At 50.8% G+C, this 24,723-nt stretch carries 13 protein-coding genes; 4 read left to right on the top strand and 9 right to left on the bottom strand.

What is annotated here, in order from left to right; translation table 11 throughout:
* Positions 1–180 precede the first annotated feature (180 nt).
* From IEX98_RS19395 to IEX98_RS19375, 5 genes are all read right to left on the bottom strand, one after another.
* Positions 181–1,635, bottom strand: coding sequence for a serine hydrolase (locus IEX98_RS19395; RefSeq protein ID WP_229692290.1), 1,455 nt, complete (start codon positions 1,633–1,635; stop codon positions 181–183).
* Between the two features lie 320 nt (positions 1,636–1,955).
* Positions 1,956–2,432, bottom strand: a complete 477-nt coding sequence (bcp, locus tag IEX98_RS19390; RefSeq protein ID WP_188890856.1) for a thioredoxin-dependent thiol peroxidase — start codon at positions 2,430–2,432, stop codon at positions 1,956–1,958.
* 89 nt (positions 2,433–2,521) lie between these two features.
* A complete protein-coding gene (locus tag IEX98_RS19385; RefSeq protein WP_188890855.1) occupies positions 2,522–3,313 on the bottom strand; it encodes an ABC transporter permease in 792 nt (263 codons plus the stop codon).
* A 6-nt stretch (positions 3,314–3,319) separates the two neighbouring features.
* Positions 3,320–4,114, bottom strand: a complete 795-nt coding sequence (locus IEX98_RS19380; RefSeq protein ID WP_188890854.1) for an ABC transporter permease — start codon at positions 4,112–4,114, stop codon at positions 3,320–3,322.
* Positions 4,111–5,160 carry an ABC transporter ATP-binding protein gene (locus tag IEX98_RS19375; protein ID WP_188890853.1) on the bottom strand — a complete coding sequence of 350 codons (1,050 nt, stop codon included), beginning with the start codon at positions 5,158–5,160 and terminating at the stop codon, positions 4,111–4,113. The genes IEX98_RS19380 and IEX98_RS19375 overlap by 4 nt, the downstream gene beginning before the upstream one ends.
* 212 nt (positions 5,161–5,372) lie before the next feature.
* Here IEX98_RS19375 and IEX98_RS19370 point away from each other — a divergent pair, with 212 nt between their 5' ends.
* Both IEX98_RS19370 and IEX98_RS19365 read left to right on the top strand, forming a co-directional pair.
* Entirely contained in the window at positions 5,373–6,422 is a 1,050-nt protein-coding gene (locus IEX98_RS19370) for an LCP family protein (protein WP_188890852.1), read from the top strand.
* 106 nt (positions 6,423–6,528) lie between these two features.
* Entirely contained in the window at positions 6,529–7,839 is a 1,311-nt protein-coding gene (locus tag IEX98_RS19365; RefSeq protein ID WP_188890851.1) for a glutamate-1-semialdehyde 2,1-aminomutase, read from the top strand.
* Positions 7,840–8,080: 241 nt separating this feature from the next.
* On the opposite strand, the gene IEX98_RS19360 is transcribed toward IEX98_RS19365, so the two are convergent.
* The 4 genes from IEX98_RS19360 to IEX98_RS19345 form a co-directional block, all read right to left on the bottom strand.
* Positions 8,081–16,822, bottom strand: coding sequence for a hemoblobin-interacting domain-containing protein (locus tag IEX98_RS19360; protein WP_188890850.1), 8,742 nt, complete (start codon positions 16,820–16,822; stop codon positions 8,081–8,083).
* Positions 16,823–16,959: 137 nt separating this feature from the next.
* The gene (locus tag IEX98_RS19355; protein ID WP_188890849.1) at positions 16,960–18,720 is read right to left on the bottom strand and encodes an extracellular solute-binding protein; all 1,761 of its coding nucleotides are present in this window, start codon (positions 18,718–18,720) and stop codon (positions 16,960–16,962) included.
* 123 nt (positions 18,721–18,843) lie between these two features.
* Entirely contained in the window at positions 18,844–19,722 is an 879-nt protein-coding gene (locus tag IEX98_RS19350) for a carbohydrate ABC transporter permease (protein WP_188890848.1), read from the bottom strand.
* Between the two features lie 15 nt (positions 19,723–19,737).
* Positions 19,738–20,592 carry an ABC transporter permease gene (locus IEX98_RS19345; RefSeq protein WP_229692289.1) on the bottom strand — a complete coding sequence of 285 codons (855 nt, stop codon included), beginning with the start codon at positions 20,590–20,592 and terminating at the stop codon, positions 19,738–19,740.
* Positions 20,593–20,866: 274 nt separating this feature from the next.
* Here IEX98_RS19345 and IEX98_RS19340 point away from each other — a divergent pair, with 274 nt between their 5' ends.
* Together IEX98_RS19340 and IEX98_RS19335 are read left to right on the top strand one after the other, a co-directional pair.
* Positions 20,867–22,660 (top strand): sensor histidine kinase, encoded by a 1,794-nt coding sequence (locus IEX98_RS19340; RefSeq protein ID WP_188890846.1) that lies wholly within the window; start codon positions 20,867–20,869, stop codon positions 22,658–22,660.
* 3 nt (positions 22,661–22,663) lie between these two features.
* Positions 22,664–24,295, top strand: coding sequence for a response regulator transcription factor (locus tag IEX98_RS19335; RefSeq protein WP_188890845.1), 1,632 nt, complete (start codon positions 22,664–22,666; stop codon positions 24,293–24,295).
* Positions 24,296–24,723: the final 428 nt, after the last annotated feature.

Here is a 24,723-nt window from a genome sequence, read left to right as displayed (position 1 = left end):
GGTTTGAGGTTTGAGGTTTGAGGTTTGAGGTTTGAGGTTTGAGGTTTGAGGTTTGAGGTTTGAGGTTTGAGGTTTGAAGTTTGAAGTTTGAGCCGTTCACCCGCCTCCAACAAAAAAAAGCCCCAAAGTCGAATAACGACTTTGGAGCTCCCTATCAGAGCGCCAACCTAGGGAGGCGCTCTAAACTCTTATCGCAGACGCCGCCAGCGTCTGCAGTTTTTCCATCATCAGCGCGGTATCGATGCCCGCATGATTGCCCAGCAAAATGACGGTCACGCCATTTTCCAAGTTCCGGGACATACCCGTGGAGAAGCCGCTGCCGCTGCCGTTGTGGAATACGGTTTTGCCTTCCGGCGTCTCCCGTACAATCCAGCCATAGCCGTAGCCCTTCTGCGAATGCGGCGTATACATCGCCTCAAGCGATGAATCGCTAAGCAGGCTGCCGGAATGCAGCAGGCTGTCCCATTTCACGAGATCGTCCACAGTTGAATATAAGGTTCCCGTACCCGATTGGGAGACGTAGTAAGGCGCTTTTACCCATGCTCCTTTACTCAGCACATAACCGTCATTGGTAGGCGTCTTAGCCGTAGCCGTACCGGAATGCGTCATGCCCGCTGCCTGCAGCATATTGGTCTGCACATAATCAGCGTAGCTCATGCCTGAGAGCTTCTCGACAACATACGCCAGCAGCACATAGCCGCAATTGCTGTATTTGTAGTCGGTGCCCGGCTCGAAATCCAGCTTTTTCGTCCGGATTTCATTTACGGTCTGCTCGATCGTAGTACCGTCCTTGCGTGTAAATTCCGAAGGCAATCCTGATGTATGCGACAACAGCATATGTATCGTAATTTTATCGCCGCTTGGTATGCCGGAGACGAGCTTCGAGATCGGATCATCCAGACTCAGCTTGCCCGCTTCAATCAATTGCATAATAGATGCCGCCGTAAAAGACTTCGTAATTGACGCAATCCTCGTCTTCATATCCGGTCTGTTCAGCTTACCCTCGCCCGCGAGGCCATACCCTTTGCGCATGAGCACTTTGCCATCCTTCGCCACAAGCGCCATGCCCGAATACGAATTCAACTTCAAATAGCTGTCCAGTTCGCCAAATGCCTTCGGTATTACCGTCACTTTGTCTGTTGTGATCGTAATCGAAGTCGTTCCAGCCGTTTGCGATAACTGAAGCGAAGCTTTCATCGCTTCCATCAGTCCGCGCAGCGGCACCATTAAGCTGCCTTTTACAACTCGTGATGGACCGGAAATATTAAAGCGAACGCCATTCACCAGAAAAAATGAATCGCCGGATCGCTGAGTAATAACGTCTCCATTCAACCGGATCGTCACCGTCTGGACAGCCTGATTCCAAGCGATGCTGCCGCCAAGCGAAACCGAAGCCTCCCGAAGCGGAACCATCGTCGTACCGTTTTGCACGAAAGGCTGGCCGATCCAATTCACCGCTTTGCCGTCTATCGTAACAACAGCTTTAGTCATAGCACCCGGTTGAGCAGGTACCGATGCCGCATAAGCGACAGACGGCCCCTGCATACCACCTGAGGCTCCGCCAAAACCAGTCATGACTATAGCAGCCGCCATCATCGTAATTGCGATCTTCTTCACATTCAGATGCTTTTTCATATTCAAGTCCCTGTTGCTCCCTCCGTAAAAAAGGGATACCGTTCGTCCATGAATGCTAACAAGCTTTCAGAGCGTCGTGAGCCGTGTGGTAAACGCGAATCGATGCTGCTAACGAGCAGCCAATGCCCCTGCATTGGCCTGCTATGCGCCTAGCTCTTTCTCCGCATGCTTAGCTGCCAGCTCTCTAGCTCTTTCTCCGCCTGCCTAGCTATGCCTAGCTCCCCAGCGCTTTCTCAGCGTTGCTTAGCCCTACTCCCACAGTTCCGCATGCTTCGTCTACTACGGTCTCTAGGCTGCACTACCAGCCCTTCACCTCATGCCTACCCCTGCAGCGTCTCCAGCACCTTCTGCACATGCCCTTTCACTTTCAGATTGCGCCACTCTGCTATGAGCTTCCCCTTCTCGTCGATCAGAAAGGTAGAACGAACGATTCCCATATATTCTCTGCCATAAAGCTTTTTCAACTGCCAGACGCCGTAAAGCTCACACACCTTATGCTCCGGGTCGGACAAGAGCAGGAAAGGCAGCTCCTGCTTCTCTATAAACCGCTGATGTGATTTGATCGGGTCAGGACTGATACCAAGCACGACCGCGCCATGTCCGGCTAGCGCCTCATAAGCGTCGCGAAAATCACATGCCTCTTGGGTGCAGGCCGTCGTCGCATCCTTCGGATAAAAGTAGACGATAACCTTTTTTCCGATATAGTCGCTTAACTTGACCTGCTCGCCGCTGGAAGCCTCCAGCGAAAAATTCGGAGCTTTACGTCCAATCTCCGCCTTCGCTTTACTCGTTGCCATGCTTCATCTCTCCTTAACTGTAACGCGCCTTTAATGCAATTAGTTGCTGTCCCCTGCAACCTTCTATTAAGAAACCGGGCATCCAACCTCTATGATCCTGCGCCGCGGTACCGCTTGACGCCGTAATTCCACAATGACAGCCCCAAAATAAAAAATACGATTCCAACGACAGGTGTCAGCAGCGCCAGCTGCGAGATGTCATCCGACTTCTTATCCAGGAAGTACGAGGCTGGAATAACCCCGACAAATGCGAACGGCAGCACCCATGTCAGAATAAAACGGATGGTTTTGTTATAAATGTTGACCGGGTAACGGCCGTAGTTTTGAATGTTGTAAATGAGCGGCACGATGCCCGTTGGCGCATCTGAGAAAAAGGACAACGCGGACAATGCTGTATAGATCCCGCCGTACACCAGCACCGCTCCTATAACGAACAACAGCAGCATGAGCAGGTCGTACGCATGGAAAGCAAGGCCGAGATCATTCCAACAGACCGCCATAATAATGGCACCAACTGCGGAGCCGATCAAGGAAGGTGGATCGACGTTTTCGAGCAGCACCTGAAACAGGTTATGTGCTGGACGAGTCAGAATCCGGTCCATCTCCCCTTTTACGATATACCGCTCGCTGAAATTCCACATGTTGAAGAAAGTCGTGAACAATCCGTAAGGAATCATGAAGAAGCCGTATACGAATACAACCTCAGCCTCCGTCCAGCCGCCGAGTGACGGCGTGTGCTGGAATACGATAAGAATGAAGAACAAGTTCATGCCTTGGAACATTAAGTCCGACAACACTTCAATCCAGAAGTCGGCACGATAGGTCAGCCTTGTTTTGGCATAGTTTTTAATATATTCCCACAGTAAAACTGCATATCTCATTTTCAGTTATCCTCCTTGCACGAACAGCCGCTTGCGCGCCGCCCGCCATACGAACCAGATTGGCAAGAGCAGCAGAACAAACCATACGATTTGCAAGCCGATAGCTCCGTAAGCCTCATTAAGCGGCGTCCGGCCGGTGAACACTGCGCTTGGCAAATACGTGATCGCCTGGAATGGCAGCCACTGCATGATCGCACTTAACCAGCCCGGGAAAAACGCGATCGGAATGAGTACGCCTGAGAACAGATCGACCATTACGCGCTTCATTCGCATCATGCCCTCGTTGTTTTCCACGAAGAAGGCGAATAACCCGGTCAATATATTGATCTGCGAATTGATTAGGAAGCTGAACAGCAGCATGACGAGATACACTGCCCAAGTAAGCGGATCGGTCGGCAGCCGGACCGGGAAAATAAAGCAGACGATAAGCATGCCCGGCACCATAAATAGCAGCATGCGGAACAAGCCTTCGCCAAAGCCCTGCATCATTTTGACCAGCAAATAGGAATACGGGCGAATCAACTGCGTCGCTACACTCCCGTCACGAATTTCATTGGCAATCTCACGATCCAGATTGTTGAAGTAGAAGGCGCGAGCCATCCAGGAGACCGCCACGTAAGTCGTCATCTGCGCCAGTGTAAATCCTTGCAGCACTTCAGCATCGCCAAATATGGCCTTCCACAGGAAGTAATAAGCGCCAATGTTAATGGCGTAAATAATGATGCCGCTATAATAGTTAACGCGGTAAGCGAGCATCGTTAGAAACCGGATGCGGATAAAATCAATATAAGCGCTCATCATCGTAAAGCCGGCTCCTCTTCGCGAAGCAGCGTAGCGGCAGCCGATGCGGACGCCGAACCCGAGCGGTAAATTTCGCGGACGATCTCGTCGGTGTTCGTCTCGATGATTTTAATATCACGAATAGCCGTGCCTCCCGTTACGATGGAAAGCGCATCGGATACATTCGTCGTATGCGGCAGCCACATCGTCGCGTTTAGGTCGCTTTCCTGCTTCCAAGTGACGCCAAGACCAGCGGTCAGTTGCTCCAATTTCGCCAGCGGCGTGTGCGACGTGAATTGGAACTGAATTTCGCGGCCTCTGCTCCATCTGTTCTTAAGCTCGTCCAATCCGCCGTCATAAATAATCCGGCCGTCGTCCAGCATGATGACCCGCGAGCACAACGCTTCGATATCTTGCAAATCATGCGTCGTCAGCAGTATCGTGGTGCCTTCCTCACGGTTCAATTCTTGAAGAAATTCGCGAATCGCCGTTTTGACGACTATATCCAGACCGATAGTTGGCTCGTCCAAAAACAAAATCGATGGATTATGCAGCAGCGAAGCAACAAGCTCGCAGCGCATCCGTTGACCAAGGCTCAATTTCCGGACCGGCCGGTTAAGCAGGTCACCCAGATCAAGCCGTTCGACCAGCTGATCAAGACGTCTGCGGAAGTCCTGTTCGGAAACGCCGTATACTTTGCGAAGCAGCCGGAACGATTCAATCACGCCGATATCCCACCACAGCTGCGAGCGTTGACCGAAGACGACGCCGATATTGCCGACGAATTTTTCACGATCCTTATACGGAATATAACCGTTAACCCGAATATCTCCGGAAGTCGGTACGAGAATGCCGGTGAGCATTTTGATCGTTGTCGATTTGCCTGCCCCATTTTCTCCGATATAGCCGCAAATTTCGCCTTGCGGAATTTGGAATGAAATATCTTTGACGGCGCGAACCTCATTGTACTCCCTTTTAAATAAATCCTTCAGTGCGCCGGACAGCCCTTCGCGGTTTTTTTGCACTTTAAATTGCTTTCTTAAGTCTTTTACATCTATGGCCAGCATATTGCTTCTTAACCCCTCTCCGTTTGGAACGGTCGACATTTCCCGGGAAATTGCGAGATATTCCCATTGTAAATGATAAAACTTGATTCCGTATGACGTTCCGCTTTATAATTTTATGATATGTAATATTACATTAGATATTGCGAAGCGTAAACGGCAAGACCACAAACCACATATTAGGTTTACATGCTGAAAGGAGCACTTGTACCATCATGCGCAAAAAAGAGCCAAAAAAGAAAAGGAGTCCATGGATATGGATCCTTACCGGTATTCTGGTCGTTCTTGCTCTTGTCGTTACTGGGGCAATAGTCTGGGGATCCGGTATATATAAACAACTGGATGGCTTCAGCAAACCGAAGGAAGAATCCCGTTTCGGACAGTTTGAAGACAATCCGACGGTGACTACTCCTAAGTGGGAAGGCAAAGAACGTGTAAACATTCTGTTGCTCGGCGGCGATGCACGCGGCTTAGAAAAGAATGAAGTACCGCGTTCCGACTCTATACTGGTGGCATCGTTTGATCCCGTTACGAAAAAGGCTCATCTATTCTCCGTTCTACGCGACACTTATGTCGACATTGATGGACGCGGCAAAGGCCGGATCAATACCGCCATTACGCTCGGAGGACCGCAGCTCGCCATGAAGACCGTAGGCGACTTGTTAGGCCTAGACATTCAATATTATGTGTATACCGATTTCGAAGGATTCAAAGCACTGATCGATACGATTGGCGGCGTTAACTTCGAAGTAGAGAAAAATATGCACTATACCGATAAAGCGGATAAAAACAAGTACGACATCGATTTGAAAGCCGGCTATCAGCTGCTGGACGGCGACAAAGCGCTCCAATACGTCCGTTTCCGCCACGACGCGATGAGCGACTTCACCCGTACCGAACGTCAGCGCAACTTGCTGCAGGCGGTGGCGAAGGAGCTTCAATCGACTTGGAACATTTTGAAAATGCAAAAAATACTGCAAAGCGTCTCTCCTTACATTGAGACAAACTTGGAAGTAAGCGATATGCTCAAGCTGGGACAGCTTGGCGTAGAGAGCCATGTAGCGGGTACCGCACAGGTTCCTCCAATGGATATGATCGCTGACGAGAACGTTGGCGGCGCATCCGTGCTGGCTGTCAAAAACAAAGATAACCTGCTTACCTACGTGCAGGAGAAGCTGGCTGAAGACGAAACGCAAGCGACACCTTCTCCTTCACCAGATGCCGAAGGCGGCAGCACGAACAGCGGCACAACAACTGCTAACTAACGACGCGAAATAACGTATAATGGCTTGAAACGGCTTCATTCCATATCGGGAATGAAGCCGTTTTTGCCGGGCAATATCCAACATTCCCAAAGGAGGATTTATCGATATGGCTATGCAACGCACAACATCCGAAACCTTGTACAAGGAGGCGCTAGAGCACATCGTCGGAGGTGTTAACAGCCCCTCCCGCTCGTTCAAAGCGGTAGGCGGCGGTGCACCGGTATTTATGAAACGGGCAGAAGGCGCTTATTTCTGGGATGTCGACGATAATCGGTACATCGATTATCTGGCTGCTTACGGTCCTATTATTACAGGACATGCCCATCCTCATATTACGGAAGCGATCATTCGCGCCGCACAAAACGGCGTCCTTTATGGCACGCCAACAGAGCTTGAAATCAAGCTTGCGCGCATGCTGAAGGAAGCCATTCCCTCGCTCGACAAAGTACGCTTCGTCAACTCCGGTACGGAAGCGGTAATGACGACGATCCGCGTCGCCCGCGCCTTTACGAAGCGCAATAAAATTATCAAGTTCGCAGGCTGCTACCACGGCCACTCCGATCTTGTGCTTGTCGCCGCAGGATCCGGCCCTTCGACGCTTGGCATTCCCGACAGCGCCGGCATTCCAACCAGCATCGCACAAGAGGTCATTACCGTGCCCTTCAACGATCTGGATTCGCTCAAGATCGCATTGGAGCGCTGGGGCGACGAGACGGCAGCTGTTATGGTTGAACCGATCGTCGGCAATTTCGGCATGGTCATGCCGGAGCCCGGATTCCTCGAAGGCTTATGCCGCTTGACCCGTGAGGCTGGCGCACTTGTCATTTACGATGAAGTCATTACCGCCTTCCGTTTCCATTACGGCACAGCGCAAACCTTCGCTGCATTCCCTGATTTCGCTGCGATTGAACCGGACTTGACCGCACTTGGCAAAGTCATCGGCGGCGGCTTGCCTATTGGCGCTTACGGCGGCAAGAAACATATTATGGAGCAGGTAGCTCCGCTCGGCCCCGCCTACCAGGCTGGGACGATGGCGGGCAATCCTGCATCGATCTCCTCTGGCATCGCCTGCCTGGAGGTGCTGCAAGAGCAAGGCATTTATGAGCGAATGGACCGGCTTGCGTCTGATTTGGCAGATGGCCTCGCAGCTTCGGCATCCCGGCACGGCATACCGCTGACGATCAACCGCATTCGCGGCTCGTTCTCGGCACATTTCTGCGACCATCCTGTGACGAACTATGATCAGGCGCAGGACACGGATGGCGAGCTATTCGGGCGCTTCTTCAAGCTCATGCTGGATCAGGGCGTCAATCTTGCGCCTTCGAAATACGAAGCGTGGTTTTTAACAATCGCCCATACCCAAGAAGATATTGCTGCGACAATTGCCGCAGCCGATTATGCATTGGCTAGACTGTAAAGCCCTCCTTATTCACATCTGTTCATAAATCAGGGTCAATCTGGGGGTAACGGGGCAGCTTTGTCCCGAATTCGGGGTTTCAAGGCGCTTTGCATTCATATTCTATGCACATGTGCAAAACAATACCGGGAATGAGCGAGTTGCGGCACATCTGTCCACATGTGCATAACTTTTCTTCCCTTCGCTGTATTCGTCTCCATACAAATAACGCGCGCCGGATTCGGCGCGCGTTTCTTTGGTTTTACGAGTAAGCTTCAATCTCATACAAGGATGGACCATATGGAGCAAATCCTTTTTCCGTTATATAGATACGGATATAACGCCCCGAGCTTCCTTCATTCAAAGCGATCGTTTCCGTTCTCGCTTCAGCCTGCAGCTCTCTGCTTACTGTCGCAACAGTCTGCCACGCCGTGCTTTCCCGTGAAATATCGTCACCCGGCTGTGCAACTTGAATGGCGAAGGTCTTGCCGTAAGCCGCCTCCCATACGAGAACCAGCTTCGACAGGGACTGAACGGCTCCCAAATCAACGACAATCCACTCCGGATTCATCGGCGTTCCTTGATTGTCCTCCCACTTCGCTTCCCAGCGTGATTGATGATTTCCATCCGTCATCACGTTCGGATCGAAATTCGTATTGCTGCTGGATGCCGTCACTGCTTTGTGCAGCGCCAGATTGATTTCAGCCGCTATGACCTGTACGACCTCAGCGGCCCGATAGCCATCAGCCTCAATCGTAACCGTAAAGCTGCCTGATTGGTTAAACCGATTGGCAGATAACGTGATCTTACCCGAAGCAATGCTGTAATCTGCGCCCGCAGATAGCTGAGCTCCGTTTAATCGTACTCTAGTAATGGCAGCTTCCCATGCAGCATTTGCAGTAAAGGTCAGCTCAATTGGCCTTCCCAGCTTGTTGTCCGTTGTGTCGGCAGCTACTGCCGGAGGAACAAGCAGCTCCGGATCTGGTGCGCCAACTGGCGTTCCATACACCTCCAGCTCCCATAGCGAGTAGCCGTAGATTGTGCCTCTCGTCTGTCCGAGAATCCGGACATGTCTTGCTTCTGCTACTGTTAACGGAATGGTGTCCAGTCCGCCGTTGCCATTCGTTTCCGAATACGCGTCCGTCCAATCTCCCTCTCCAGGCTGAGCTGCGACAGAAGTTTGGACTTTATACGTTTTACCGAAAGCGCCTTCCCAGCTTAGAACGACGCTCTGCAGCGCATACAACCGGCCTAGATCGACGGCAATCCACTGATTGTCAGACGTTGCGCTCTCCCAGCGGGTGCCTCCTGGCCCTTCTCCCCGGCCGTCAACCGCATTGCTTGCCGGTTGTAAATTAGAGGAAGCCGTTGCCGTTTTGTTAAGCGCTACATTGCTGGCATTCGTCTTAATCGGCTGCGTAATTTCGGTATTAGCGTATCCGTTCGCTTTAATAACGATCGAATAGTTCTTCACTGCTGTGAACAGGGAAGCATCCAATGTAATTTTGCCAGGCTCGATGACTCGTTTGCCCGGATCAACCGCGATGCCATCGACGGTAATTGCTGTGATGGCTCCCCGCCATGCCGGCTGATCGGTAAAGGTCAATTCAATATTCTGACCGATTTTGTTGTCTGTCGTATCCGCTCCAATGGCCGGACCAGCCGGCACTTCCTTCAAAACGACATCATCGATATAAATCGTATGGCTGCCGCTTGGTACGCTTTGATCACCGATAATGACGTTTCCAAGCAAATACTTGATCGTCAATGTCGTATTTGCCTGAGGGATCAGCGTTTTCTTATGCACCACTGATGAGTCCCCCGTTAAGCTGAATGCTGCCTTTTCCCCGTTGTTATAGCCAGTCAGCTCTACCTCGATTGGGCGGTCAACAGAGGACCAGGCACGGAAGCTGAATTCATACGCCTTGCCCGCTTCCAGCTTAATGCCCGATTGCATAAATTGCGTCGACCAGCTAACGGGCACATTCCACTCCGGATGGATGCCCCCATGATAGTGAATATCGAGACGAGCCTTCTCATCCTCAACGGTATACTCCGAATAATCGGCATTTTCCGTCCAATATTCCCAAGCAGACTTGCCACCCGACATATCGCCGTTCAAGATCAGATTGCCGTCTGATGAAAAGATCAATTGACGAACGACAGCATCCACATATCCCGTTGCTTTCACATGAATCTCGTAATTGCCGTCGCGGCTAAACACGCTGGAATGAATGACAATCGCATTCTGACCAGTCTCGTAATCTCCCAGTGACAATGCCGTACCGTCAACCTCAATGCCAGTCACCGCTTGCTGCCAGTTGCTGTTGCCCGCATATGCGATCGTAATCGCATTGCCTGCCTTATTGTCCGTCTGATCCGCTACAATAGTAGGAGCTTGGAGCAGCGGCGCATTTCTCACCTTCAGCACCACGTTATCGATGGTAATTGTATGAGCGCCAGCAGGACTGTTTGAAGTTTTTCCAAGCTGGAACTTCAAAGCCAGTGTATCGTCGGCCGGCATTCTGAACTTCAAGGTGTAGTGCGAAACGCCAGCTCCTATCGAAAAGGAGCTTGATGCGTAGCGCTGATAACCCGCATTCTCCAGCGTAAGCAGAATATCTCGAGCTACTGTTGACTTAGCATCAAACGAAAGCTCGTAATTCAATCCTTCTTTGAGCTTCAGACCCGATTGGCTAAGCATTACGGAGTACGTATTGGCGCCTGTATTCGATATTTGAATGCTGGCTTCTCCAGCAGCAGCAGAATAGCTTGCTGCTCCCTCTGTGTACATCTCCCAATGATTCAATCCGTCGAAGAAGTCACCGTTCTGAATCGGGTAAAGATCGATGCCGCTAAAATCGACGTTGCGATCCGTTAACCGGATCAGACTAATCTGATCCAGTACGATCGTGCCCGCTTGACCGCCAAGCAGGAAAATCAACTGGCTTTCGAGATCGGTTACGCCATCTTCCATATCGAATGAAACCGTATGCTTCGTCAGCGTCGTTCCAATCGCAATATCCGTCTCCGAGGCATAGACTGAGGAGCCGTCTTTGCTTCTCAGCTCAACGTTCAGCGTTCTTGCAGAAGGAGCGCTCGCCCAGAACGTCAGCTCATACGTGTCACTCTGCTGCAAATTAATGCCTTTCTGCCGCAGCTTAACTGCATTTGCATCTGCACCGCCGCTCGGAATAAATACTTCCAGCTGTCTGCGCGAAGCGTCAACAAAACCGTCTGCACCCTCTAGGATCCAATAGTTCATCCGATCCATCGTGCCAAGGTCAAAGCTGCCGTTGTATACATGCTCGCCGTTCCCCATCGGTGCTTTCGCTCCGTCTAAATCTACGAGCGCATCGACCTCTTCGACCTTCACATTGCCGATCCAGACCGATCTCGTATTGCCGCCCAGGTTAAACTCCAGACGAGCAGTAGAGTCGGTATCTGCCGTCATCTGGAAGCGGTACTCATAATGTCCGGCAGTGGACGTTAACGGAACATTATAATTGTCCGTATACGCTCCCCAGCCGTTGTCCTCGTCGCCCCCCAGCTTGACGCTAATGCTGCGGTCGCCCGACGCTTTCGCATCAAAGCTAAGCTTATACATATGCCCTTTAACCAGCGTCGCGTATTGAATGAGCTGGAGCGCATGGGTGGCATTGCCGCCGCTCGTAATATCCACTTTCGCAAAGCCCCCGTCTACCGAAGCCGAGCCGGCTCCGCCAAAGGCTGGCGTATGAAGAAAGTTCCAATACAAGCTGTCCAGCGGTTTATCCGCCGTATCAATATCCTTCAAGCCTTTCGCAAAGGCAGGATCATAGATATAGTTGCCGTCAATTGGCAGCTTCGCATCGGCCGGCATCGGCTCTTTGTCTAAGGACGGCTCAACCGGCGTTTTGTAAGGTCTGCCCGTCAGCTCATAAGCGCGGACATAGTCGACCACCATCTCACCAGGAATCTTTGAATCATCAGGCAGCCTGTTGCCGTCATAGACGCCGCCAACTGCAAGGTTCAATATCATGTAGAATGGCTTGTCGAAAGGAGCAGGGAACGCATACTTATCAGGCTGATCTGCGCCCCAGCTATGCCAGTTGTTGACGGTCTGATAGACTTCTCCGTCGACATACCAGCGAATCTCCCCTGGCTCCCACTCCACACCGTAAGTATGGAAGTCCGAAATTTTCCCGTCATTCGGGAAAATGAAAGCTTTGCCGGTGCTGCGATTGTTCGGAGCACCTTTGCCAAAGTGGATCGTGCCGCCGACCTCCTCCGGCAATCTTCCTCTCGCTTCCATAATATCGAGCTCGCCCGACGACGCCCAGCCGCCATACTCACTGTCCGCAGGCATCATCCAGAATGCAGGCCATAAGCCCTGACCTTCCGGCAGCTTCATTCTCGCTTCGAATTTGCCATAGGCTTGCGTAAACGTTGGCTGCGTCCATAGCCGGCCTGACGTGTACCCTTTGCCGCCAAAGTTTTCTTTGCGCGCTGCAATCGTCAGTTTTCCGTCCTCCACCTTCAGGTTCTCTGGACGATAATATTGCAGCTCTCCGTTCCCCCAGTCACTAAGGCCATATTGCGAGCCTGTGCCAAGCTGATAGCCCCATTTGTCCAAATTAACGCCATTTGTATCCACAGTTGCGGATGGATCGTAATTGTCGAATTCATCTGACCAAGTAAGGCTCCACATCTTCTCAGCCTCTATATGCTGCCGTACAGAAGCAAGCTCATACCCCGCAGCGCTGATTGCGATGTTATAGTCGCCTGCACTTGGAAAAACAGCCGGTAAAAACTCGATTTTTCCGGGACTTGTCGTATAACTTGCGCTATCAACTATAGCTCCATTGATCTTCACTGCAGTGAGTGCGGCGAGCCATGCTTGCGAAGCCGCATTGTTCGTGAACGTTACGGCAATGGTCTCGCCGATGGAATTGCCGTCGGCATCCTCCAGCAGGACAGGAGGAGCAGCAAGTCTAATTTGATTGGCTGTTGCGGCCTTCTCGCCTGCTGCTTCCTTCGCTCCTTTCAGCTCGAAGCGGACATTATCGATAAACAAGTCATGCGCTGCTGAAATTTTCTCTTCTGCTTCTTGCGGCTGGCCTAGTAAAAATTTCAAAGCTGCCGTATCATCCTGCGGCATCGTGAACTCGAATGTATAGCTATTCGTCGTCTCTTCAATCCGAACCGGCTGATTCAAATAACGATGGTAGACGCCATTCTCAGCTATTACTTCGATTTGCCGGGCCAATGTCGACCGCGCATCAAAGGTTACGAGATAGGTTTTGCCTGATTTCAGCTCAAGGCCGCTTTGCGACAATTGAATATCCCATGGATTGGCTCCTGTATTGGCAATTGCAGCCTTGAGTGCCCCTCCAGCTGCAGCAATGACAGCCCGTGAATCACCGTCATAATCGCCTTGTACGTGCTTGCCCCAATGCTCGAAACCGTCTGTGAAAGTACCGTTTTGAAGCAGGAACGCTTTTTCACGCGCCCCCTTCTGTTCCACACGTACTTGCTCCACGTATACGTCATGCGCGCCGAGCGCATTTGCGCCGCCCAGTTTACCCAGCAGCAGCTTGAACGAAGCGAGTACGTCCGAGTTTGGCTTAAACTCGTAAGTGAAGGTCTGGTAATCGTTCGTGAGCTGGACTTTCTTCGAGATATATTTGGTATAGGAAGCGTCATCGATGACGATTTCCGTCTCTCTATCCACGCTCGACTTTGCCTTAACCGTCACAACATACGTTTTGCCTTCGCGAAGCTGGAAATCATTCTGCATCAGCATGACGTTGAAGTCTGCGGTGCCTTCATTCGCAATCGCAATCCGCATCCCGTCGTTGGATGTCGTAAAGTTGGCGCTGGAGCTGTTATTCTCGTAACGCCCGAGAACAAAATCCGTCCACCCTGTCTTACCGTTTGAGAAGTCGCCGTTCTTCACCGGAAACTGCTCGGTAAGCGGCAGCTCAGCCTCAGCGGCTGTAAGGTTGAACATGGCGATATCATCGAGCCGGACATTTGCATCATTGCCGCCCAGCAAGAAGATGACTTTACCGTTGTTGTCGCTCGCATCGCTGACCGTGAACAACACTTCATGTTCAGACGCTGTTGGCGTTAAAGAAACAGGGATCGGCTCAACCACATCCGTACCGTCTGCCTTGCGGATAGCTACGGCAATTGTTCTATTCGCATCCGCGCTTCCTTTGAATGTCATTTTATAATTGTTGTCCGCTTGCAGTTTAAGACCTGACTGCGACAAAGCAATCGCTTCGGCCGAAGTGCCGCCATTTGTAATTGTGGCGAGCAGCTCCCGGGCTGCAGGATCAACTGACGCTGCAGCGGATGCTCCGCCCTGCACATCGAAATTCCAATACGTCATCCGATCCATCCGGCCCAGATCGAAGGTGCCGTTATAAATGTAGTTGCCTGCCAGCGGCTCTTTCGGCAGCAGCTCGTTGAAAGGATCTAGAGGTTCGATTTCCTCCAGCTTAACCCCGCCGATCCACACTGGATTCGTGTTCAGCCCCAAGTTGAACTCAAGCCGCGCTAACGCATCCGAGTTTTCCGTCATGCGGAACGTCATATCATAGCGCTGCAGCTCAGTCGTGAGATTAAAGCTGATGCTATCGGAGTACGTCGTCCATGAGCGGTTCTCGCCGCCGCCAATTTTTGCCGAGATCGGACGGTTCGTCGAAGATTTAGCATCAAAGCTTAACTTATACCATCTGCCTTTGCCAACGGTCACGTTCTGAATGAGCTGTACCGAATGCGCCGCACTGCCGCTTGCGCTAATATCAGCCTTGGCAAATCGCTGTCCGTTCACTGTATCGACCGATACGGTCCCGTTTCCGTTGAAATCAGGCATATGGACAAAATTCCAATGCACTGTATTCAGCTGATCACCCGCGCTCGCTACAATACTGAATGGCTCATTATAGGCCACGTCATGTACATAATTGCCGTCAATCGCCTCTTTATGAGGCTGCGGGAGCGGCTCTTTCTCCACGACCGGCTCCTGGGTCGGATTGAGATATGGCGTGCCTTTCTCATAGACACGAACATAGTCAACCTTCATCTGCGCCGGAATTTTGGAATCATCAACGGCGACATTATCGAAGGTGCCGCCTACCGCCAAATTCAGAATCATATAAAAAGGCTTATCGAAAGGTGCAGGGTACGCATACTTCGCGGGCTTATCCAGACCCGTACCATCCCAATTGTTCAGCGTCTGATAGACTTCGCCGTCTACGTACCAGCGAATCTCGCCAGGCTCCCATTCAACGCCGTATACATGCTCCTCGGAAATGTTTTTACCCTCTTTAAAATGATAGGTCGCTCCTGTACTCTTATTGCCCGGCCAAGGTCTGCCGTAATGAATCGTTCCGCCAACCTCGCCAGGAAGACGTCCTTTTGCTTCCATAATGTCCAGCTCGCCCGAAGTTGCCCAGACGCCGTATTCGCTTTCCGCTGGCATCATCCAGAACGCTGGCCACAACCCGTTGCCGACCGGCATCGATATTTTCGCTTCAAATTTTCCATACGCCTTCGTAAAGGTCGGCTGTGTATAAATTCTGCCCGACGTGTAGTCTTTGCCGCCATAACCATCTTTTTTAGCGGTAATGACGAGCTTGCCGTCTTCAACTGACATGTTTTCGGAGCGGTAATATTGCTGCTCCTGATTGCCCCAGCCGTCCAGGCCATATTGTGAGCCCGTACCAAGCTGGTAGCCCCATTTGTCCAAATCGACGCCGTTGCTGTCCAGATTGCTGCCCGAACGGTCAAACTCATCGCTCCAGACAAGCTCCCAATCCTGTTGACTAGGGCTTGGACTCGGGGTTGCCGTCGGAGTTGCACTCGGGCTTGGAGTCGAACCTGTGCCCGAACCGCCTGATCCCGAGCCTCCTTGCTGATTGCGAACCGGTACGCCTTGCTTCACTTCAAATCTCTCGCCAGCTTTCAATGATTCTCCGTTAAAGGTCGCAGACCCCGATTCGTTATGCACCTCTCCGATATCTGAGTCACTGCCAGCTTCGATAATGGCATTCGTCTCGATATCAAGCGTACCCGCACGGGAATCCCCTGAAAATACGACACGTACTGGACCGTCCGTTCGATGAATGACGATATGGTTCACATTGGAATCAATAACATGTACGCTGTTCACACCGCCGCCATTCACATAAACGGTGCCCTTCGCCTGAACTCCCTTAAGCGTCACATCGCCTTCGCCAATGCCTGGAGCAAGAATCAGTCCGCCATTAATCGTTGCATGTTCCAGCGTAACGTCTGTCGTATTAATGATCGCACTTGCCAATGTAGTCGCTTTGTCGCCGAACTTGCCCTTTTCGCTATAAATCTCTCCTGCCAAACGATCGAAGAGCACCACGGCTTCTGCCCTTGTAATCGGCTGCTGCGGCCGAATCGTACCATCGGCGAAACCCTTCAAATAACCGCCGGACACAAGACCTGCGAGCGCTTCGCGGGCAAAAGAAGCCACCTTAGCGCTATCTCCAAAACCGCTCAATGCTTCCCCGGCCGTCTTCACATGGAAGAGGCCAGCGGCAATCGATGCCGCTTCTTGTCTTGCAATTGCCTGATCCGGTTTAAAGGTGCCGTCCGGATATCCGGCAATATAGCCAGCTTGACGGCCAATGTCGACCTGCTCCCCATACCAGGCTTTGTCCCCCACATCGGTAAATCCGGGTGCCCCTTCTTTCCCTTTGGTATGAAATCCGAATAGTGTATTCACAAGCTTGACGAACTCTGCGCGAGTAATCGACTTATCCGGTTTGAATTGTCCGTCCGGGTAACTGCTGACAAGCCCTTTCGACGACCATCTGCTGACCTGCGCTGAAGCCCAGTGTCCATCCAAGCTCTTATCCGGATCTCCAATCGGTGTTGTTGACGCTTGAACCGCCGGTATGTAACTGGCTAACATCGTCAAGCAAAGCGCGAATACGCCCAGCTTCCTGCGTAGTTTTTTTGTTGCATATCCCTTCCATTTCATTATGCTGCAGCCTCCTCCGTTTATTTGAAAGCGCTAACAATTAATGGCTTTAATAATTCCGTGCAACAGAAAAGGAATGCCCTTGCTAAAGATGCAGGCATTCCTTTTCCTTTGTTCAACGCGCTAGATTTAATGGATTACTTCGAAGCGGATGCGAACCATTCGTTAACTTCTTTCGTAATTTGCTCGCCGCCCGATTTCTTCCAGTTGTCAACCATCTTATCGAATTCATCGATCGGCGATTGGCCATAAATGATCTTCGAATAGGTTTGGTTAAGCAATTTGTTCAACAGCTCGTTTTTCTGTTTCATCGTTTCCGTCAATGGACCTTGGAAGTAGTTTTTCATCCGAATGTCCTTTTGCTCCATAACAATCTTCATTGCATCTACGTTTTCCGGTTTGCGCACTGCAGCCGTTTGCGACTCGTATGGCGTAGTTGGCGCTTCTCCGTTGCCAAGCTTGATCATGGTATCCGCATACAGCGACGGGATACGTGCGCCTTCAAACGTCAGCGAGTAATAGATTGGCTCTACAAGGTGCGTACGGTCGGCATAATCCTTGAATAGATCCGGATATTTTTCCGGTTCCTTCGTAATCGTACCGTCCGGCAATTTCGCCCAGTCATAGCCTTCTGCAAAACCGTTTTCGAATGTGCTGCCCTTTTCAGGGTTCGCCCAGTTGTCGAAGAAGAAGTTGTAGTAGCGAATAAGAGCTTCAGGATTTTTCGCATTTTTGTTGATCAGCATCCAGCCGTTAACCGACGGGTTGCCGCTTTGTGCGCCAATTTTGCCGTCTGGTCCTGCAGGAATCGGGTAAGCTTTGTATTTAGCACCTGGCACGTTGTTGATCAAATCGCCAAACGGCCAGTCTGGCAGCCAGTTTCTGCCGACGATTGCGCCTGCTTGACCCTTCGTGAAGAACTCAGAGCCGGATACATCGTCTTTCAAACCGGAATCTTTGGAAATATAGCCTTTATCCATCCATGTTTTCAGCGTTGCGAGGGCTTGTTTAGCACCTGGATCGATCGATCCATAAGCAAGTGCACCGTCTGCGCCTTTGTTCCATTGACCTGGCATTGTACCGTAAGCGCCGAACAGCCAGCTTACATCACTCATCCAGTTCAGGAATGTGTTTTTAAAGCCAAGCGCCAAACCGAGCGTATCTTTCTTGCCGTTGCCGTCTGGGTCCTGATTCACGAAAGCGTCCATGATCACTTCCAGATCTGCTACCGTTTTTGGAGCTTGCAGATTCAGTTTATCCATCCAGTCCTGGCGAAGCCAGAGAACCATGTCGTCATTGTACGCATAGTCGAGTACTGGAAGAGCCATCCGCTTGCCGTCCCGTACAACTGGCAGCCAAGTGTCGGCATTCAAATCTACAGCTTGCTTGTATTTGTCGCCAGCGAATTTGTCGAACACTTCGCCTACGTCCATGAATTGACCGGAGTCAATCAGCATGTTAACCGTTTCCAAGTCGCCGCGGTACGTGACGACATCCGGCATTTTCTCGCCCGAGGAAAGCATCAGGCGCAGCTTCGTTTTGTAAGCATCGTTCGTGTCGGTTACGACCCAGTCGTACTTCACATCAATACCGAGGTTATCTTTCATATAAGTGTGCAAGACGTTGTTCTCCATCGTCTCGCCGTTTTTGAAGAAATAGTTGGTACCGATGCCTTTCACTGTGGAAAGGGTAACCGGTGTCGTATATTTCGAACCGTCCCAGCCCGTTGCGTCTACGCCGCTATCCGTAGCTGCTGCTCCGTTATCTGTGCCCTCCGTCGGTGCCGCAGTCGGACTATTGCTCGGCTTGTTATTGTTCGATCCCGAACAAGCAGCAAGCGTGAATGTCAGAACGGTGACTAGCGACAAGAGCAAAACCTTTTTCCATGAGTTGCGCATTTTTTTCCCCCCGTAAATTAATGAGAACGCTTTATTAACGCTCTACCCTTACTATAGAACTGGATTATTTTTTTATAAATACCATTATTTTGTGTGCGATGCTAATTTGTTATCTTCTTATTTCTACTCTTTTACAGCGCCTAGCACAATTCCTTTTACGAAATATTTTTGCAGGTAAGGGTAAATAACGAGTACCGGGATAATGCCGATAAAAATTTGCGCCGCTTTGACCGTTCGCTGCGAAATATTCTTCAGCTCGTTGACATCAGGATTTAGCTTGCTGAAATCCTGTTGTACGATGATCGTCTGCAGAAACGTCGCGAGCGGATATTTCCGGTAGTCGGTCATATAGAGCAGCCCGTCAAACCAGGCGTTCCAATTGCCGACGATCGTGAATAGCGAGATGGTCGCAATAGCAGGCATCGCCAGCGGCATGTAGACCCGGAACAGAATCGAGAAATGACCAGCTCCATCGATGAATGCCGCTTCCTCCAGCTCTTTTGGCGTAGCCCGAAAGAAGTTCATCAGCAGGATCATGTTGAAGACCGACACCGCACCCGGCAATACGAGCGCCCAAATCGTATTCATCATATGAAGCTCGCGAATGAGAATGTAGGACGGGATAATGCCGCCGTTGAACAGCATCGTAAAGACAAAATACCAGGCGTATTTGGAGCGGCTTTTAAAAATTCTATTGTCCTTGGACAAAGCATAACCTGCCAGCGTAATAACGCTCATCGTGATGAAAGTTCCGAGAAGCGTTCTGCCGATTGCGATCCAGAAGGCGCGCAGGAAGTTCGGGTTATTCATCGTTTTCGTATACGATTCAATGTTGAAATCTACCGGCCACAGGCCGACCAAATGAGCATTTGCCGGAGCGCTTGCGCTAAAGCTGATTGCCAGAATATGAACGATCGGCAGGACGCACAGAAGGCCCGCAGCCGCCAGGATGAAATAGTTGAGCACCGAGAACATCTTATAGCCTACTGTTTTATGGTACAAGTCTGGAGCCTCCTTCTAAAATATTTTGTAGTCCGCCAGTTTATAGGCCAAGCGGTAGCCCACGACGATCAGACAGAAGCCGACTAGCGATTTGAAGATGCCGACTGCTGTACTAAAGCTGTACTGCCCGTTCAGAATACCGGTCCGATAGACAAACGTATCGATAATATCGCCTTTGTCATAGACAAGCGGCGTGTACAGGTTGAATATTTGGTCAAAGCCTGCGTTCAAAATATTGCCCAGCGCAAGCGTCCCTACCACGATTACGATCGGCACAAGCGATGGAATCGTAATGTTGATCGTCTGCTTCCAGCGGTTCGCGCCATCCACCTCCGCGGCCTCGTATAGAGCCGGGTTAATACCCGCAAGTGCAGCCAGATAGACGATGGTGCCAAATCCGAACTGCTGCCATACGTCACTGAGGATAACTGTAAACCGGAACCAGTTGCCGTCGCCCAGAAACAGAATCGATTCGATGCCGAACCAGTTATGAAGCAGCGTGTTAACGATGCCGTCGGAGGAGAGCATGTCATTAAGAATGCCGCCGAGAAACACCCACGAAATAAAGTAAGGCAAGTATACTAACGTCTGTACCGTCCGCTTGAACGGATTGATCCGTACTTCATTGAGCAGAAGCGCGAAAGAGAACGGCACGACGATGTTGAAAATCATTTTTAACCCGGCGATCAGCGCGGTATTAATAATAACTTGTTTGCTGTCGGGATATTCGAACATAAATTTGAAATGGTCAAGCCCTACCCAAGGCGAGCCGAATCGCAGCTGGGGCTTGTAATCCTGGAAGGCGATAATGAGGCCGCCGAGCGGCACATAGGCAAAAACGAGCTGGATAAGCACTGCAGGCAGCAGCATTAAATGAAGCGGCCATGTTCGTCTCAGAAATCCTTTCCACCCTTTGCTCCATGCGGAATCTTGCCGCCCGTGGCCTTGCTTGCCGCTGGTCTCCTTTACTGTTGTTTCCATTCCCACGTTCCTCTCCGCATACTCTTTTTTGTTCATTGACAGACAATTAACATGCTGTATAGTAAGTATAGCAATCTGGAAATTCGCTCGTCTGCGCCAAACATTTTAGAACGATACCCAATTATTTGTCTCTATCTCAATCGATAAGAGGAGGAGAGCGGCAATGTCGCTTCGTGTGAATACGTTTACAAAAGTAATGGGACTGATCGTCATGCTGCTGATCCCGATCATCGTGCTCTATTGGTTTTCCAATCGGACAAGCCTCGATGTCGTGATGAACGAGGTCGAGAAATCGATGTATAAGGATTTGTCCTATTTTGCGGCCAAAACCGACGAAACAGCCTCCCAACTGGCGAAAAGCGGACTCATCATCAGCGAGGACATCAACGTTCGCAATCTGGAGTTTATCGAAATCGCTTCCTTGTATGAGCAGACGGACGAGAAGCTTCGCGTCAACGACAAGCTTCGTTTAATCAATGCCTCTTCTGCCTGGGATACGACCATCAGTATCTATGCCCCGGCGACCAAAACCTTCGTATCGACCAATACCTATCTCGAATATAACGCCAGTCTGGTTGACAGCAACTATTCACGCGTCTGGAAATATACCAATATCGTCGCTCCCTATTACCGGGGTCAGCCCCGATTCGTTCGTTTTATTACCGAGCCCTTTGACAGCACCGCCCGCAAAGCAGGCTTGATCGTCGAGGTCAGCTTCGCAGCGGACGAGCTGGTGAAGGCGCTGGACCGCTTCAAGCAGGGCGGCAAGGGAGATGCCAGCTTCGTATCTGAAGACTATCAGATTCTATCCGTCAAAGATTCCGATAAAGAGCTGCAGTCCGCGCTTCTCTCTCATGTCGAGCTCAAATCGTTATCGCAGCGGCAGTATGAACGCGTTAAGCTCGACGGAGTTGAATACACGGTAAGCAGCGTGTGGATGCCCGAGCTTGGCTGGTACCTGTTCGACTATTTGCCAATCGATGATGTCGTTCGCCCGATTACAACGAACAGCCTGCTTTTCTACATTTCAATCTTCTTCCTGTTAATCGGAAGCACGATTGCCGCCTATGTGCTTTATACCAATGTGCAGGTGCCGATCCGGGAGCTTGTCCGCGGTGTTAAAAAGCTGAAAAAAGGCGAGTATCCGAAGCTTAACGTTTTCCGCCCGAATAATGAGTTTCACTTCCTGCTCGTCAGCTTCAACGATATGGCAGCCCAGATCGAGACACTTATCCAAAATGTCTACTTGGAGACGATTCGCTCCAGAGACGCCAACCTGAAGCAACTGCAATCGCAAATCAATCCGCATTTTCTATACAATTGCTTTACGCTGATCCGCAGCTTGACCCGGCTCGGTAAGAAAGAATCCGTTATGGATCTCGCGCTGCACTTGAGCCGCTACTACCGGTACACGACCCGTTCGGAGAAGCAGGCAGCCTTCCTGCGAGAGGAGCTTGACCTTGTCCAGAGCTATCTGGCCATTCAATCGATGAACGTGCAGGACTTACGCTTCAGCATTGAAGTGCCTGAGGCAATGGCTGAGCTTGAGCTGCCGAGGCTTATTCTTCAGCCGCTTGTAGAAAATGCCGTTATTCACGGCATCGAGCCGGTTGGCGATGGCGACATTCGAATCACCGGCTCGCAAAATGACCGCTACAACATCATCTCCGTCACCGACAACGGAATCGGCGTCAGCGACGAGAAGCTGCAGCAGCTGCGCCAGCAAATGTCGATGCCGCCTACGGAGGACAAAGGCTGCGCGTTGTGGAATACCCGGCAGCGCATGCTGCTGCAATTCGGGCAGGAAGCCGGACTTCGCATTTTGAAAAGGGATGAAGGCGGGGTAGCTGTCGAGCTATACTGGCCGAATGAACCGGATAGCGTAAGGGAAGCAGCCGCTTCCATTGCGGCCGCAGCCGAGGCTCATGCGAATAGCCGAAAATTAAAGGAGGAATAAGACATGCGACAGTTGCTAATTATCGATGACCAGTCTATTTTGGCAGACGATCTGGCGGATATGATTCCATGGAACGAAGCAGGAATAACAAATGTCTATAAGGCTTACTCCGGGCAGGAAGCGCTGGACATTATGAATGAGCAGCCGATCGATGTCATCATTACCGACATTCGGATGCCCGGCATGTCCGGCTTGGATTTGATACGGGAAGTAAAACGAAATTGGAAGCATACGAAGTGCATTCTTCTGTCCGGCTATTCGGACTTTGAATATACGAAGCAGGCTCTGCAGCTGCAATCCAGCGATTATTTGCTCAAGCCTGCTTCCGACGATGAATTGCTTGGCGCGGTTCGTAAGGCGATCGGCGATCTGGAGCGAGAGTGGCAGGAAATCAGCTCCGTCCAGCGTGCGATGTATTCCTTGCGGGAGCAGCTGCCGAAGCTTCGCGAATATATGCTTCTCGATTTACTGAGCGGCAAACAATCCGCCGAGCCGCTGCGGCTAATGTCCAAGCTAACGATGTATGAAATACCGTTCCGTGAAGTCACTCCGGTCCACATTATGCTGCTGCGGCTGGATGACAGCGAAAGGCTGTACGAAGGCGGAGAAAGCGAAGCATTAATCGATTATGCCCTAGCCAATATGGCGGAGGAAATTTTCGGAGAGCGGCTGCATCTCTGGCATGCGAAGGATACGCATGGTTATCTGGTTTGTCTGCTGCAGGCGAAGAGTACCATTGAGGAAAATACAGCGGAGAGCGTCGAGGAGTGGATCGAACGGAGAGCGTTCCAGCTTCAGCATGTCGTCAAATCGTATTTACGGGTTGGCATATCCGTCCTGACGAGCAAATCCGGGTCGTTTCCGGCCGAGGTAGGTCCGCTCTATCAAGCTTCCATTACGAACTTCCGCCACTTCATCGGCAGCGAGAAGGATCTGTATATCTCGTTGGCCAAAGAGCCTGCCCGCGGCGGCGCTCCGCAATTAATCAATGAGCTGCATCGCCCGCCAACCATCCTCCAGTTGTTAGAGGTAGGCCAGTGGGATGCGGTGCGCAGCAAGCTGGATACGATCTTTCACGAGCTTGAGACGAATTGGCGCGACTCCCAGGAACATGTGCTGGAAACCTATTTCACCATTGCCGCGACGCTTGCCGCCCTCGTCCATAAGAATAAGCAATGGTTGTCCGACACGATCGGCGACGACTTCCATGCGTATGCCAACGGGCGTCCGATTACAGCTGTCGACGAACTGCGGACCTGGGCTTACCGCATCATCGAAAACTACAAAACTTCCGTCAGCACGGAGGAAAAGGATTCCCGTTCCGGCATCATCCGCAAAGTGCAGGAGTTTATTCATGAGCATTTAGATAATGCCTCCCTGCACTCTATCTCGTCCCATGTGTTCTTGAATCCTTCCTATCTATCGAAAATCTATAAGACCGAAACCGGCGAAGGCATCAGCGAATTCATGCTCCGCGCACGAATGGAGAAATCAGCCCAGCTATTGTCCCAAACGGACGAAAAAATCTATGAAATCTCGCAAATGCTCGGCTACCAGAAGCCCAGCTATTTCATTCAGCTATTCAAAAAGCATTATGGGCTCACGCCGCAGGAATACCGGAACAAGCTGCATTAACCATCTAACTCCCGTTTCAACTAACATGGCTTTTCGCTATCCAGCAGGTCTTTTTGCTAATCTGCTTTTCATTTTCGCTATTAAGTAAACAATTTCCTTATTTCGCTAGTGAAAAGTGGGATCTGAACGTGTAAGGTAAGAAAGTTCACAAGGGCGGCATTTCATTTCTTTATAAAGAAAAAATGTACCTTAAATGAGTAAATCCGCTTATATTCGGCTCAGATGGCGAGAAATTTAGGAAAAAACTGCAGTTAATAAAGTATGTTTTTCTTTTACGTGTTTAGCAACCAACTTTCCCTATCCAAACCACCACTCCTGCCACTCCGTAAAGTAGCGCTATGCTGAAAGCTAGTTACTTGGAGCAACTTTGGTTACTTCGAATTAGATGGTGCTACTTGGTGTAGAGGTTGCTTGTGAATGAAAAGTAT

The sequence above is a fragment of the Paenibacillus radicis (ex Gao et al. 2016) genome, from assembly GCF_014641555.1.
Taxonomy (GTDB): Bacteria; Bacillota; Bacilli; order Paenibacillales; family Paenibacillaceae; genus Pristimantibacillus; species Pristimantibacillus radicis.
Note: the sequence above shows the minus strand (reverse complement) of the source record. Positions and strands in the feature narration are given on the sequence as shown.